This window comes from Rhizobium sp. 01L419, from assembly GCF_056400025.1.
On record NZ_JBFTSM010000001.1, the window covers coordinates 479,424 to 493,527 of the forward strand.

Sequence of the window (14,104 nt, forward strand, 5' to 3'; positions counted from 1 at the left end):
CATGATGAATGCACTGCCGCCACTTCACAACGGACATGCACCGTTTACCCTGCAACAGCTCTTCCGCGAGGCGCTTTATGCCTACGAGGAATGGGACAGCGAACTGACGGAGCCGATTGTCACCCATGAAGGCAGGGTCATTCCAATCAGCTTCGTTTTCGAAGCCATGCGTGAATGCACCGATATCGTCCCTGCCAATATCGTCGGCGCCGTCACCGAACGGCTGACCAAACCCTGGGAAGGCGAGGGACCGCTGGATCAGATGACTTTCTCCACGGCGGCGCGCGTCATGCGCGTTCTGGTGCGCAAGCGCCTTCTTGCCAATGGCACGCCTGATATCGTCGCGCTTTCGACGCGCGCATCCGAAGCGGAATCCCGCGAATAGGCCTTTCAGGATCGCGGCACTGGCCGCGATCCTATTCCTCGCGGGGAACCCTGCTCATTTCCAGCCGTTGAAACAGGCAGAGAAGGAATGAGCACCATGTTGAGATCCATTTTACACGAAATCATGGGAACGGGCGTTCGCGAGGCTCATCTGCCGCGATCGCTGGAGCAGTTCCTTGGCGAAAAGAATGTCCTCATCGTCTTCGCCGATGCCGAGGACAACAGGCCGATCGTTCAGGACGAATTGCTGCGCAAGTCGCAGATGCGGCTTATCGAAGATGATATCGAGGTCTTCACGATCGCCGGCGGCGGCGCATTCTCGCTTTTCGAGGATGGGCGGGACCTCGATGCCGACGAATTGCGCGATGAGCTTCAGGGGCCGCTCAGCGGCGAATTCGGGCTGGTGCTGATCGGTCGGGATGGCCAGGTGAAGCTGCGTTCCAGCGAGCCGATGAGTGTGGAGGAGATCAGCCGCGCTGCAGCCATCGTTCCGCCGGGCCACTAACCCCTCAGAGTTCGAATGCTTCCTTGAGGCCGAGGCTCTTGCGTTCGCGCAGATCGAGATCGGCCTCGATATGGGCGATGTGGTGGAGCATCAGGTGGCAGGCGCGGTCGAGTTCCTTGCGCTCGATCGCTTCGATGATATCGCCATGTTCGGAATGGCCGCAGCTGGAGACCGTCGATTGGCCGTAGAGGGCAATCACCAGCGAGGAGCGGGCGACAAGTTCTTCCATGAAGCGCTGCATGATGGCATTGCCGGAGATGGCAGCAAGCGTCAGGTGGAAATCGCCCGAGGCCTTGATTTCGGCCCGCCTTGCGGTTTGGCCACGCTCGCTCATCAGCCGGCCCTCCTCCAAAAGCAATTGCTTGAGATGCTGGATATCAGATGGGGTGATGCGGGCTGCCGCGTCCCGCAGGATGCCGGGCTCAACGAGACGGCGGGCGGCAAAAATTTGCCGCGCTTCTTCCGGCGAGGGGTAGGCGACGAAGGCGCCGCGGTTCTTCTCGACGCTGACCAGACCTTCATAGGAAAGCGCCTGCAAGGCGGCGCGGGCGAGTGTGCGGCTGACATTGAAGAGATTGCCGACATCGCTTTCAGACAATTTCGTGCCGGGCGACAAACGCCGCTCCACGATCGCATCCCGGATGGCATCGCGGATCTGCGAGGCGCCGATTTCTTGGGCATCACCTGATTGCAGAGCGCTGGCGGCGGATTTCATGAAATCGGTTTCCCTAGTGTCTGCAAACCATATCCGCCTTCGTCGCAAAAGTTAAATGGAATTTGTGCGCATAATGCAGGCGAAATTGTATACGATTTTTTGCTCGAATTGAGCACGAAAGCCCATTTTGTGTGCAGTGCGAAAATGACTGCGATTTCGCCAGGCAACATTATGTCATGAAAAATTCATGGATTGTAAGGGTTTGAAGTGCGGCCTGCGAATTGGCACGGCAGATGCATCGTCTTTCTCGAACAGGGGAAGACACGATGTCGAAAGCGGCAGAGATCGATATAGCATCCGTTTCCAAGGTCTATGGCGCGACCACGGCGGTCCATGCCATCAGCCTTAAGATCCCGGCTGGTTCCTATTGCTGCTTCCTGGGTCCATCCGGCTGTGGGAAGACCTCGACGCTGCGCATGATCGCCGGTCATGAGAGCATTTCATCAGGCGATATCCGTCTTGGCAATGTCGTCGTCACCGATTTTCCGCCGGCAAAGCGCGGGACGGCGATGATGTTCCAGTCCTATGCGCTGTTTCCGCATCTCGACCTTGTCGACAACGTTGCCTTCAGCCTGAAGATGAAGGGTGTCGACAAGGACGAGCGCCGGGCCAAAGCGCTTGATATGCTGAGGCTGATGCAGATGGAGGCCTACGCCACCCGCCGGCCGGCACAGCTTTCCGGCGGCCAGCAGCAGCGTGTGGCGCTGGCGCGTGCCCTGATTACCGATCCGGAAGCACTGCTGCTCGACGAGCCGCTGTCTGCACTCGATCCCTTCCTGAAGATCCGCATGCGGGCGGAACTGAAGAAGCTGCAGAAGACGCTCGGTATCACCTTCGTGCATGTGACCCACAGCCAGGAAGAGGCGATGGCGCTCGCCGACATCATCGTCATCATGAATGACGGGAAGATCGAGCAGGCCGCATCACCGCGACAGGTCTTCGAGAAGCCGGCGACTGCCTTCGTGGCCCGCTTCATGGGCGATCACAACGTGCTCTCCGGCCGGGTGACATCGAGCGAGAATGGCGTTGTCGTCATGCGGGTGCCGGAGGGGCAGAGCTTTTCAGTCCGCGGAACGGGCAGGGAAGTTGGCGAAGCCGTCGATATCGGCATCCGCACCGACCGCGTGCGCCTTCAGGTCGCGAGCGAGTGGACGCTCGGCTTCGACGGTCTCGTCTCCAACATCGAATATCGCGGCTCCTCGGTAAAAATCACCGTTCTGGGAGCCGGCAGCGATGACTTCACCGTCATCGCAAGTGATAGCGATTACTTCGCAAAGCCGGTTTCGGTCGGCGATGCGGTGTCTTTGAGTTGGGCTCTGGAGGATGCCGTCCTCCTTGGCCGCGTGTCTGCATAACCTTCAATATCAAGAAAAGGGGAACTGCCATGACGACTGAAACGAAAAACACCAAAGCGGAAAAGGGAATTTCCCGCCGCTCGCTTCTGAAGACGGGTGCCGCTGCCGTCGGCGCAATTGCGGGTTCGGGCGCCATCACCGGCTTTCCGACCATCTGGGCGCAGTCCAACATCACGCTCCGCCAGTTCGGCACCGGCGTTTCGAACATCAATGCAATCGCCGAAAAGTGCAAAGCCGATCTCGGCATCACGCTGGAGATGACGGCGACCGATTCCGACGCCGCCGCCCAGCGCGCCGTGACGCAGCCGGACAGCTACGATATTGCCGATATCGAATACTGGATCTGCAAGAAGGTGTTCCCGACCGGCGTGTTGCAGCCGATGGACGTCAAGAAGCTCAAGTATTTCGACAAGGTCGTGCCGATCTTCACGAGCGGCAAGCTGAAGGCGGACAGCACGATCGCGCAAGGGACGGCGCCGCACACGGTCGGCTTCGTCGAGGCGCAGGATTCCAAGAAGTTCGCCAAGGAACAGACCCAGTGGTTCACGATGATGCCGACGATCTACAATGCCGATACGCTCGGCATTCGTCCTGACCTGACCGGCCGCGAAATCACCTCCTGGGCCGACATTCTCGACCCGGCCTACAAGGGCAAGACGGCTATCATCAACGTGCCGTCGATCGGCATCATGGATGCGGCGATGATCGCCGAAGCCTCCGGCAAGATCAAATATGCCGACAAGGGCAACATGACCAAGGAAGAGATCGACAAGACGATCGACTTCCTGATCAAGACCAAGGGCGACGGCCAGTTCCGCGCTTTCTGGAAGAGCTTCGACGAGTCGGTCAACCTGATGGCATCGGGCGAAGTGGTCATCCAGTCCATGTGGTCGCCGGCCGTTGCCGCCGTCCGCGGCAAGGGCATTGCCTGCCGCTTCCAGCCGCTCAAGGAAGGCTACCGCGCCTGGGGTGGCGGTCTCGGTCTTGCCGCGCATCTCAAGGGCGCACAGCTTGATGCCGCCTACGAGTATATCAACTGGTACACGTCCGGCTGGGTCGGCGCCTACCTCAACCGCCAAGGTTACTACTCGGCCTGCCTTGAAACCGCCAAGGGGTTCATGACCGCCGACGAGTGGGGCTACTGGATGGAAGGCAAGGCTGCACAGGGCGATATCCTCTCGCCCGAAGGCAAGGTGATGGAGAAGGCCGGCTCGGTTCGCGATGGCGGCTCCTTCGAAGAGCGTATCGGCCACATCGCCTGCTGGAACTCCGTCATGGACGAGGACCGCTACATGGTTCGCCGATGGAACGAGTTCATCGCGGCTTAAGCCAGGTCGGCGTTTGCCGCTTTTCCCCTCCCCAACCCTCCCCACAAGGGGGAGGGAGTCTCGAGAGGGTGCGGCAGAAAACTCCCTCCCCCTTGTGGGGAGGGTTGGGGAGGGGTCTTTGGCGGCCTCTCCATCTTTCGCCTCAATGAAGGAAGGACCAGGATGGCCACGATCGCTTCAGAGCAGACGATACCGGCACTAGAAGCGCCCAAACGCGCCTTCCGGCTTGCGCCATCTGCGATCTCCTATCTGCAGGCCACGCCGCTGATCGCCATCCTCGGCTTCTTCTTCGTCCTGCCGATCCTGATGATCACTGTCGTCAGTTTCTGGGACTATGATTTCGCCGGTATCTATCCCGACTTCCTGACCATGAACTACACCGACACGCTGGGTTCATGGGTGACGTGGAAGACCTATCTCAACACGTTGAAATTCACCGTCATCGTCTGGGCGCTCACGCTCTTCATCGGCTTCTGGGTCGCCTATTTCCTGGCCTTCCATATCCGCAAGACCTCGACGCAGATGATCCTCTTCCTCGTCTGCACCGTGCCTTTCATGACCTCGAACATCATCCGCATGATCTCGTGGATCCCGGTGCTCGGCCGCAACGGGCTTGTCAATTCGGCGCTGGTGGAAATGGGTATCGTGCCGCAGCCGGTGGAATGGCTGCTTTATTCGGATTTCGCCGTGGTGCTTGCTATGGTGCATCTCTACACGCTCTTCATGGTGACGCCGATCTTCAACACGCTGATGCGAATCGACCGCTCGCTTTTCGAAGCGGCGCGTGATGCCGGCGCCTCCGGTTGGCAGGTGCTGTGGAACGTGGTGATCCCGCTTGCCAAGCCGGGTATAGCGATCGGCACAATCTTCGTTGTCACGCTCGTCATGGCCGATTTCTCCACCGTGCAGGTCATGTCCGGCGGGCAGAGCGCCTCCGTAGCGCTGATGATGAAGAACCAGATGTCGCTGTTGCAATATCCGGCGGCCGCCGCCAACGCCGTCGTGCTGCTGGCCGTCGTGCTGTTGATGGTCGCTGCGATCCTGCGCGTTGTCGATATTCGCAAGGAGCTCTAGGATGTATCGCGAAAAACGCTCCTTCGAATTCTACCTCCTCGCACTCTTCTTCGCCGTCTTCGTGCTCTTCCTCTACGGGCCGCTGTCTGCGATCGTCATCCTCTCGTTTCAGGGGCCGGATGGTGGCCTGACCTTCCCGCTGAATGGCGTTTCGACGCACTGGTTCTTCAATCTTTTCGAGAAGCAGGCGGTCGGTGATTTCGGTGCATCCTTCCGGCGCTCGTTCATCCTCGGCCTGATGGTGATGATCGTGACCGTCGTTGTCTCGCTGATGGCCGGCCTTGCCTTCCGCCGGCGTTTCCGCGGTTCTTCCGTGCTGTTTTATGCGACGGTCGCGAGCCTCGTCGTGCCGTCGATCATCATCTCGCTCGGCATTGGCGTCGTCTACCAGCAGGGCGGCCTGCGACCAGCCTGGTATTCCTCGGCCTTCGGGGCGCATCTGACCTGGACATTGCCTTTCGGCGTGCTGATCATGTTTGCCGTCTTCAACCGTTTCTCGCCGGCATATGAGGAGGCCGCGCGGGATCTTGGCGCGACCTCCTGGCAGACCTTCCGACATGTCGTGTTGCCGATGATCGCGCCAAGTCTGATCGGCGTCGGCCTGTTCGGCTTCACGCTTTCCTATGACGAATTCGCCCGCACGCTGATGACGTCTGGCACCTACAATACGCTGCCGCTCGAAATCTACGGCATGACCACGAACGTCACGACGCCGGTGCTCTATGCGCTCGGTACGGTCACGACGCTCTTCTCCTTCACCATCATTCTCGTCACGCTCGGCATCATGACGATGCTCGGCCGGCGGCAGGCAAAGACAAGCTGACATGCGCATATTGATCGTCAATCCCAATACCACTGCTTCCATGACGGAGAAGGCGGCGACCGCTGCACGCGCGGTTGCCGCCGCCGGCACCGAGATCATCGTCGCGACCTCGCGCATGGGGCCTGTTTCCATCGAGGGGCATTATGACGGGGCTCTTGCCATCCCCGGCCTCTTGACGGAGCTGAAAGAGCGTCAGCAGACCGGCTATGAGGCGGCAATCGTCGCGTGTTTCGATGACACCGGCCTTGATGCGGCACGCACCTTTGCCAATGTGCCGGTTCTCGGTCTCTGCGAATCCGCCGTTGCGACCGCTGGCTTCCTTGCGCAGCGCTTCACGGTCGTGACGACGCTGGAGCGCTCGCGGGTGCTGATCGACAATCTCGTGCGCCGCTACGGCATGGGCGGGCGGGCGAAGGTCAGGGCCTCTGATATTCCGGTACTGGAACTGGAAGACGCGGCATCGGGAGCGATCGGCAAGCTGAAGGCGGAAATCGAGAGGGCGCTGTCGGAAGATGGCGCAGAGGCGATCGTGCTCGGCTGCGCCGGCATGACGGATCTGGCGCGCGAACTGCAGGAGTTCTACGGCGTGCCCGTCATCGACGGCGTGGCTGCTGCCGTCAAGCAGGCGGAGGCGCTGGTATCGCTGGGGCTCTCCACCAGCAAGCGCGGCTCCTATGCCTCGCCGCTGCCGAAGTCTTTTACCGGTGCGATGAGCGGTTTTGCGCCAATTCTGGCGGTCGGCTGAACATGTCCGTTTCCTTTGATTTCACCGCGCTGACCGAGCGCGAGCGCTACAAGCTGATGATCGGCACGATCATTCCCCGACCGATCGCGCTGGTGACGACGGTGGATGAAAACGGGCGCATCAATGCCGCACCTTTCTCCTTCTTCAACTGCCTGTCGGCCGATCCGCCGATCCTCGCCATCGGAGTTGAAAACCATCCGGACATGGCCTTCAAGGATACGGGTCACAATATCCGCGTGACCGAGGTCTTTACGGTCAACATCGTCTCTTTCGCCATTGCCGAGGCCATGCATATCTGCGGCGCCAAATATCCGCGTGGTGTCGATGAGCTGAAAGAGGCGGGTCTGACGGCGATGCCTGGCGTGAAGGTTGCTTCGCCCTGGGTCGAGGAGGCGCCGGCCGCCTTCGAATGCCGCCGGCATATAACGCTCGAACTCGGCAAATCACGGCAGATCATCATGGGCGAGATCGTCTATGCGCATTACCGCGACGGGGTGGTCGACCCCGAGCGATTGCATGTGGATCCCGCCATGGTCGATGCCATTGCGCGGCTCGGTGGCGATACGTGCTCGACGGTCCGCGACCGTTTCGAGATGCTGACGCCGAAACTTTGAGCGGTGCATAGTGCCAAGTTTCTGCTTTACTTTTTCCCTTTGGGTGAGAATGGTCACTGCCGACCATCACGCTGAGAGGAGAGCCGTGCCATGTCGATCGAAGAAGATCTGATCCGTATCGCGGAACAGGAAAAGGCGCTGAGCTTCGATGCCTTCGATCTGACGACTGCATGGCAGCTCGGCAAGCTCCTGCAGGAACTTGCCACAGAGCGCGGCCTCGGCATTGCCATCGATATCACGCTGCATTCCATGCCGGTCTTCTATGCGGCGCTTCCGGGTGTGACGCCCGACAACGTTCATTGGGTCCGTCGCAAGCGCAACATGGTGTTCCGCTATTTCCGCAGCAGCTACGCTTCCGGGCTGAAGCTGCAGAAGGAGGGCAAGACGGTGGAAGATAACGGGCTTTCCGGCGCCGACTATGCGCCGCATGGCGGCAGTTTCCCGATCAACGTCAGGGGCACGGGCTGCATCGGCGCCGTCACCGTATCCGGCCTGCCGCAGCGGGACGACCACAATCTCGCGGTCGAGGCCCTGGCGCTGATGCTGGCGAAGGATCTGGATACGCTGAGGCTCGCCTGAGTGCCTCATTTTTGACAAATAAAAGCCACGAAAACTGCAAGGTCGCGATCCGTTCCCGGTGACGATTATATTTCGTGACGATAAGGTGCGCCCGGTTTTGTAACTTGCCGCCGGGACACCATGTTACGTTTGCTCTTTGCCTTTGCTGCCATTGGTTTCAGCCTCTTCCTCGCCTCCTGCAATACGCTCTCGAAAGAGGAATGCGTCGCCGCCGATTGGCGGGTGATCGGCGAATCCGACGGGGCCGCCGGCTATGAGCCGCAGGAGCGTTTTGCCGCGCACGCCAAATCCTGCGAGCGGGTGAAGATTGTGCCCGACCAGACCATCTGGTATCAGGGCTTTCAGGCAGGCCTGGTGCGCTACTGCACGCCGATGAGCGGCCTGATGCACGGGCAGGCGGGCCACGGCTACTCCAATGTCTGCCCGCCGCAGACGGCTGCAGGCTTCCTGCGAGGCTATACGCTCGGGAACCGTCAGCATTCGGTGCAATCACGGCTAAGCTCGCTGCAGAGCGATTATGGATCGAAGGAAGCCGAGATCGACGAGCTGTCGCGCAAGCTCAAGGATGCACCCGATGCAGACCGGCATGATATCCGCCGGCGGATGGACGATCTCGAAGACGATATGCGCCGCATTCGCAGAGAGCAGCGCGACGTCGAGGACGAACTCGATGACGCGAGCGCCGAGGTGCAGTGGTTCCAGCAGAACCCCAACGCAGCGCCGCCGGTCGTGCCGGGCTACTAAGTCTTCGCCTCAGAGCTTGCCGCCGGCTTCGCTAATGCCCTTGGTCAGGCTGCCCGTCGCCGGGAAAAGCGGGATGAGGCAGGCCTGCAGGGCGTGGTAGATGTCGCCCTTGCCGGGGAAGAGCGAGTGCGAGGGCACGAGGTCTTCCGTCAGTTCCTCATGCCAGCCGCCGTTCTCGTGATCGATGAAGCTGCGCTCGATCACATTCCAGATCTTGCGGTAGCTTTCCTCGTGATAATCACTCGGCAGGTGCTCGTTCAGGAAGTGCGCGGCAGCCGCACCCTCACAGGCCGGCCACCAGAGCTTGTTGCGCTTGGCAGGCTTGTCTGCCCAGTCGAGCGTGTAAAAGAAACCGCCCTTGTCATTGTCCCAGCCGAGAGCCATGGATTGCTCGAAAAGGGCCTTGGCAGCATCCGGCATCCATTCGAGGCGTTTGCCGCCGAGTACCCAGAGCTGCAGGATGAGGCGTGTCCATTCCAGCCAGTGGCCGGGTGTCGTGCCGGCCGGCCGGAACATTTCGTTCGGATGGTAGTAATCCTTGTCGAGGTTCCATTCGGCATCGAAATGCTCGGCGACGCGCCAGTCGACGGAGCCTGCCGAGCGGCGGATAACGAGGTCGGTGATGCTTTCGGCCTTGGCCAGGTAGTCCCGGTCGCCGGTCGCTTCGAAGGCGGCCATCAGCGCTTCGGTCAGATGCATGTTGGAGTTCTGGCCGCGATAGGTGCCGCCATCGAGCGGCTGCCAGTCGGCGGTGAATTCTTCGGCGATGGCGCCGTGCTTGGCTTCCCAGAACTTCGTGTTCAGGACCTCGGTGATATCGGCGAGCATGCCGTCAGCGAGCGGATGGCCGATCGTTTTTGCCGAGGAGGCTGCGAGCAGCACGAAGGCGTGGCCGTAACCCTGCTTGTTGGAATCGACAGGACCGTTGTTATCCAGCGACCAGAAATAACCGCCGTTCTTGCGGTCGCGATGGTGGTTCCAGATGTAGTTCATGCCGTGATCGACCACATCGGCGGCACCCGGGCGGCCGATAAGCGTGCCGATCGAGAAGCAGTGCACGGCGCGCGAGGCAATATGGAGCGGCCGCACCTGGCCTGCGGCATTGAGCGGCTTGCCGGCATCGTCAAGGTCGTAGAAACCGCCCTTGGGATTGATGGAATTGTGCTGGAAGAAATCGAAGAGGCCGTTGGCCTGCGAAAGCAGCCAGCCGCGATGATAGGCGCGAGTGGACCAGTTGCCGAGTGCAGGTGCCATGATACTCCTCCGAATTCGTGCACAATGCCTTTAGGAAAACGCCTATATAGGGGTCGGGCGAGTCTGTCATCCGCCAAGGCTTGTAATGGCTAAAAGCAACAGGCATATGTTGACATAAAGATATCTTTATGTGATTTGTCTTTTCCGATCTTATGACGTCAAGGAGCCTTCCCGTGTTCGACAATCTCTTTGGTCCCGATGGGGGCAAGCGTGATGGCAGTGAAGTGTTTGCGGCGCTGAGGCAAGCAGCCAGCGAACGCATCCTCGTTCTTGACGGGGCCATGGGCACGCAGATCCAGGGTCTGGGCTACGATGAGGACCATTTCCGCGGCGACCGTTTCATCGGCTGCGCCTGCCATCAGAAGGGCAATAACGACCTCTTGATCCTGTCGCAGCCGGATGCGATCGAGGAAATCCACTATAAATACGCCAAGGCCGGCGCCGATATCTTGGAAACCAATACTTTCTCCTCAACCCGCATCGCGCAGGCGGACTACGCGATGGAAGGTGAGGTCTATGCGCTGAACAAGGAAGGCGCCGAAATCGTGCGCCGGGCTGCGCAGCGCGCCGAGCGCGAGGACGGCAAGCGCCGCTTCGTCGCCGGTGCCATCGGCCCGACGAACCGCACCGCTTCGATTTCGCCCGACGTCAACAATCCGGGCTTCCGCGCCGTTACCTTCGACGATCTGCGCGATGCCTATGCCGAACAGATCGACGGCCTGATCGATGGCGGCGCCGATATCATCCTCATCGAGACGATCTTCGATACGCTGAATGCCAAGGCGGCGATCTTTGCCTGCGAGGAGCGTTTCGAGGCCAAGGGCATTCGCCTGCCTGTGATGATATCAGGTACGATCACCGATCTCTCGGGCCGCACACTGTCAGGCCAGACACCGACGGCCTTCTGGAACTCGGTGCAGCACGCCAACCCGTTCACGATCGGCCTCAACTGCGCGCTCGGCGCAAATGCGATGCGCCCGCATTTGCAGGAGCTTTCGGGCGTTGCAGATACTTTTATCTGCGCTTACCCGAATGCCGGCCTGCCGAACGAGTTCGGTCAGTATGACGAGACGCCGGAACTGATGGCGGCACAGATCGACAGCTTTGCCCGCGAAGGCCTGGTCAATATCGTCGGCGGCTGCTGCGGCTCGACGCCCGAGCATATCAAGATGATCGCCGAGACGGTGGCCAAGTACAAGCCGCGGCCGATTCCCGAGCACCGGCCCTTCATGTCGCTGTCGGGCCTCGAGCCCTTCGAGCTGACCAAGGACATTCCCTTCGTCAATGTCGGCGAGCGCACCAACGTCACGGGTTCGGCCCGCTTCCGCAAGCTGATCACCAATGCCGATTTTACGGCAGCGCTCGACGTCGCCCGCGACCAGGTCGAGAACGGCGCGCAGGTGATCGACATCAACATGGACGAAGGCCTGATCGATTCCGAGAAGGCGATGGTCGAGTTCCTGAACCTCATCGCTGCCGAACCGGACATTGCCCGTGTGCCCGTGATGATCGACTCGTCGAAATTCTCGATCATCGAATCCGGCCTGAAGCGGGTGCAGGGCAAGGCGATCGTCAACTCTATCTCGCTTAAGGAAGGGGAGGAGAATTTCCTCGCCCAGGCGCGCCTGGTGCACAATTATGGTGCGGCCGTGGTCGTCATGGCCTTCGATGAAACAGGGCAGGCGGACAGCTATCAGCGCAAGGTGGACATCTGCACCCGCGCCTACAAGCTGTTGACCGAGAAGGTCGGTTTCCCGCCAGAAGATATCATCTTCGACCCGAACATCTTCGCGGTCGCGACCGGTATCGAGGAGCACAATAATTACGGCGTCGACTTCATCGAGGCGACGCGCACGATCCGCAAGACCATGCCGCTCGTCCATATCTCGGGCGGTGTGTCGAACCTCTCTTTCTCCTTCCGCGGCAATGAGCCGGTGCGCGAGGCGATGCATGCCGTATTCCTGTACCACGCCATCCAGGCGGGCATGGACATGGGCATCGTCAATGCCGGTCAGCTTGCCGTCTACGACAATATCGATCCGGAGCTGCGCGAGGCCTGCGAGGACGTGGTGCTGAACCGCCGTCCCGATGGCACCGAGTGGCTGCTCGAAGTTGCGGAGAAATTCCGTGGCGGCGCGGCACGCGAAGGCCGCGTTCAGGATCTCTCCTGGCGCGAGTGGAGCGTCGAGAAGCGCCTCGAGCACGCACTGGTCAACGGCATTACCGAATATATCGAGGCCGATACCGAGGAAGCCCGCCAGCAGGCGGCGCGCCCACTGCACGTGATCGAAGGCCCGCTGATGGCCGGCATGAACGTGGTCGGCGATCTCTTCGGCTCGGGCAAAATGTTCCTGCCGCAGGTGGTGAAGTCCGCTCGCGTCATGAAACAGGCCGTTGCCGTTCTCCTCCCCTACATGGAAGAGGAGAAGCGCCAGAATGGTGGTGAAGAGCGCAAGTCTGCCGGCAAGATCCTGATGGCGACCGTCAAGGGCGACGTGCACGATATCGGCAAGAACATCGTCGGCGTCGTGCTCGCCTGCAACAATTACGAGATCATCGACCTCGGCGTCATGGTGCCGGCAACGAAGATCCTCGAAACGGCTGTTGCCGAGAAGGTCGATGTCATCGGTCTTTCCGGCCTCATCACGCCGTCGCTCGACGAGATGGTGCATGTGGCAGCCGAAATGGAGCGGGAGGGCTTCAACATCCCGCTGCTGATCGGCGGCGCGACGACCAGCCGTGTTCACACCGCCGTCAAGATCCATCCGGGCTATAACAAGGGCCAGACGATTTACGTGACGGATGCCAGCCGCGCCGTAGGCGTCGTCTCCTCGCTGCTGTCGCCGGAAAACCGCCAGGGCTACATCGACGATATCAGAGCCGAATATGCCAAGGTTGCTGCCGCCCATGCGCGCAGCGAAGCCGAAAAGGTGCGCCTGCCTTTGTCGCGGGCTCGCGAGAATGCGCAGAAGGTCGATTGGGCTGCCTACAAGCCGACCAGGCCTGGTTTCCTCGGCACCAAGGTGTTCGAAGATTATGATCTGGCCGAGCTCGCAAAGTACATCGACTGGACGCCGTTCTTCCAGACCTGGGAGTTGCGCGGCCGCTATCCGGCGATCCTCGAAGACGAGAAGCAGGGTGAAGCTGCGCGGGCTCTCTGGGCCGACGCCCAAGCGATGCTGAAGAAGATCATCGACGAGAAGTGGTTCCGGCCTCGTGCCGTCATCGGCTTCTGGCCGGCTGGCGCCGTCGGCGACGATATCCGCCTCTTCAAGGATGAAGCCCGCAAGGAGGATCTCGCAACCTTCTATACGTTGCGTCAGCAGCTTTCCAAGCGTGATGGCCGCCCGAACGTAGCGCTTTCGGATTTCGTGGCACCTGTCGATAGCGGCGTGCAGGATTATGTTGGCGGCTTCGTGGTGACGGCCGGCTTTGAGGAGATCGCCATTGCCGAGCGCTTCGAGCGTTCGAACGACGACTATTCCTCGATCCTCGTCAAGGCGCTTGCTGACCGCTTCGCGGAAGCCTTCGCCGAACGCATGCATGAGCGCGTGCGGCGCGAATATTGGGGTTATGCCAAGGACGAGACGCTCTCTAACGAAGATCTCATCACCGAAACCTATGCCGGTATCCGCCCGGCCCCCGGCTATCCGGCACAGCCCGATCACACCGAGAAGAAAACGCTGTTTGCCCTTCTCGATGCGGAGAATGCCGCCGGCGTGAAGCTGACGGAAAGCTATGCGATGTGGCCTGGCTCGTCCGTATCTGGCATCTATATCGGCCACCCGGACTCCTATTACTTCGGCGTCGCCAAGGTGGAGCGCGATCAGGTGGAAGACTATGCCAAGCGAAAGGGCATGGGGATATCAGAGATCGAACGTTGGCTTGGGCCGGTGCTCAACTATGTGCCGCGCAAGGTGGACGAGGAGATCGAAGACGCGGCCTGAAAACCGAGTCTTCGCCGCCGGTTAGGCGCGGCAGTTT

At 60.4% G+C, this 14,104-nt stretch carries 13 protein-coding genes; 11 read left to right on the forward strand and 2 right to left on the reverse strand.

Annotated elements, in window-relative coordinates; genetic code table 11:
- The first annotated feature begins 1 nt into the window (after nt 1).
- Nucleotides 2-385, forward strand: a complete 384-nt coding sequence (locus AC1DUP_RS02420) for a BRA0787 family protein (RefSeq protein ID WP_113300041.1) — start codon at nt 2-4, stop codon at nt 383-385.
- Between the two features lie 96 nt (nt 386-481).
- Entirely contained in the window at nt 482-889 is a 408-nt protein-coding gene (locus AC1DUP_RS02425) for a DUF4174 domain-containing protein (protein WP_115036416.1), read from the forward strand.
- 4 nt (nt 890-893) lie between these two features.
- On the opposite strand, the gene AC1DUP_RS02430 is transcribed toward AC1DUP_RS02425, so the two are convergent.
- On the reverse strand, nt 894-1,604 hold the full coding sequence (locus tag AC1DUP_RS02430) for a GntR family transcriptional regulator (RefSeq protein ID WP_115034365.1): 711 nt from the start codon (nt 1,602-1,604) through the stop codon (nt 894-896).
- 266 nt (nt 1,605-1,870) lie between these two features.
- Here AC1DUP_RS02430 and AC1DUP_RS02435 point away from each other — a divergent pair, with 266 nt between their 5' ends.
- The 8 genes from AC1DUP_RS02435 to AC1DUP_RS02470 all read left to right on the forward strand — a co-directional run bounded on the left by AC1DUP_RS02435 (nt 1,871) and on the right by AC1DUP_RS02470 (nt 8,866).
- Entirely contained in the window at nt 1,871-2,959 is a 1,089-nt protein-coding gene (locus AC1DUP_RS02435; RefSeq protein WP_113300043.1) for an ABC transporter ATP-binding protein, read from the forward strand.
- Between the two features lie 29 nt (nt 2,960-2,988).
- The gene (locus AC1DUP_RS02440; protein ID WP_113300044.1) at nt 2,989-4,287 is read left to right on the forward strand and encodes an ABC transporter substrate-binding protein; all 1,299 of its coding nucleotides are present in this window, start codon (nt 2,989-2,991) and stop codon (nt 4,285-4,287) included.
- A gap of 162 nt (nt 4,288-4,449) precedes the next feature.
- The gene (locus AC1DUP_RS02445; protein ID WP_113300045.1) at nt 4,450-5,361 is read left to right on the forward strand and encodes an ABC transporter permease; all 912 of its coding nucleotides are present in this window, start codon (nt 4,450-4,452) and stop codon (nt 5,359-5,361) included.
- Nucleotide 5,362: 1 nt separating this feature from the next.
- Complete coding sequence (locus AC1DUP_RS02450; protein ID WP_115034366.1) at nt 5,363-6,184, forward strand: ABC transporter permease; 822 nt, start codon at nt 5,363-5,365, stop codon at nt 6,182-6,184.
- Nucleotide 6,185: 1 nt separating this feature from the next.
- Complete coding sequence (locus tag AC1DUP_RS02455) at nt 6,186-6,929, forward strand: aspartate/glutamate racemase family protein (RefSeq protein WP_477831988.1); 744 nt, start codon at nt 6,186-6,188, stop codon at nt 6,927-6,929.
- Nucleotides 6,930-6,931: 2 nt separating this feature from the next.
- Complete coding sequence (locus AC1DUP_RS02460) at nt 6,932-7,543, forward strand: flavin reductase family protein (protein WP_113300048.1); 612 nt, start codon at nt 6,932-6,934, stop codon at nt 7,541-7,543.
- 90 nt (nt 7,544-7,633) lie between these two features.
- Nucleotides 7,634-8,122 (forward strand): heme-degrading domain-containing protein, encoded by a 489-nt coding sequence (locus tag AC1DUP_RS02465; RefSeq protein WP_113300049.1) that lies wholly within the window; start codon nt 7,634-7,636, stop codon nt 8,120-8,122.
- 120 nt (nt 8,123-8,242) lie between these two features.
- A complete protein-coding gene (locus AC1DUP_RS02470) occupies nt 8,243-8,866 on the forward strand; it encodes a DUF2799 domain-containing protein (protein WP_113300050.1) in 624 nt (207 codons plus the stop codon).
- A gap of 9 nt (nt 8,867-8,875) precedes the next feature.
- Here the strand turns inward: AC1DUP_RS02470 and AC1DUP_RS02475 are convergent, their stop codons facing one another.
- Entirely contained in the window at nt 8,876-10,120 is a 1,245-nt protein-coding gene (locus AC1DUP_RS02475) for an AGE family epimerase/isomerase (protein ID WP_477831989.1), read from the reverse strand.
- Between the two features lie 173 nt (nt 10,121-10,293).
- Here AC1DUP_RS02475 and metH point away from each other — a divergent pair, with 173 nt between their 5' ends.
- Nucleotides 10,294-14,067, forward strand: coding sequence for a methionine synthase (gene metH / locus AC1DUP_RS02480; RefSeq protein ID WP_477831990.1), 3,774 nt, complete (start codon nt 10,294-10,296; stop codon nt 14,065-14,067).
- Nucleotides 14,068-14,104: the final 37 nt, after the last annotated feature.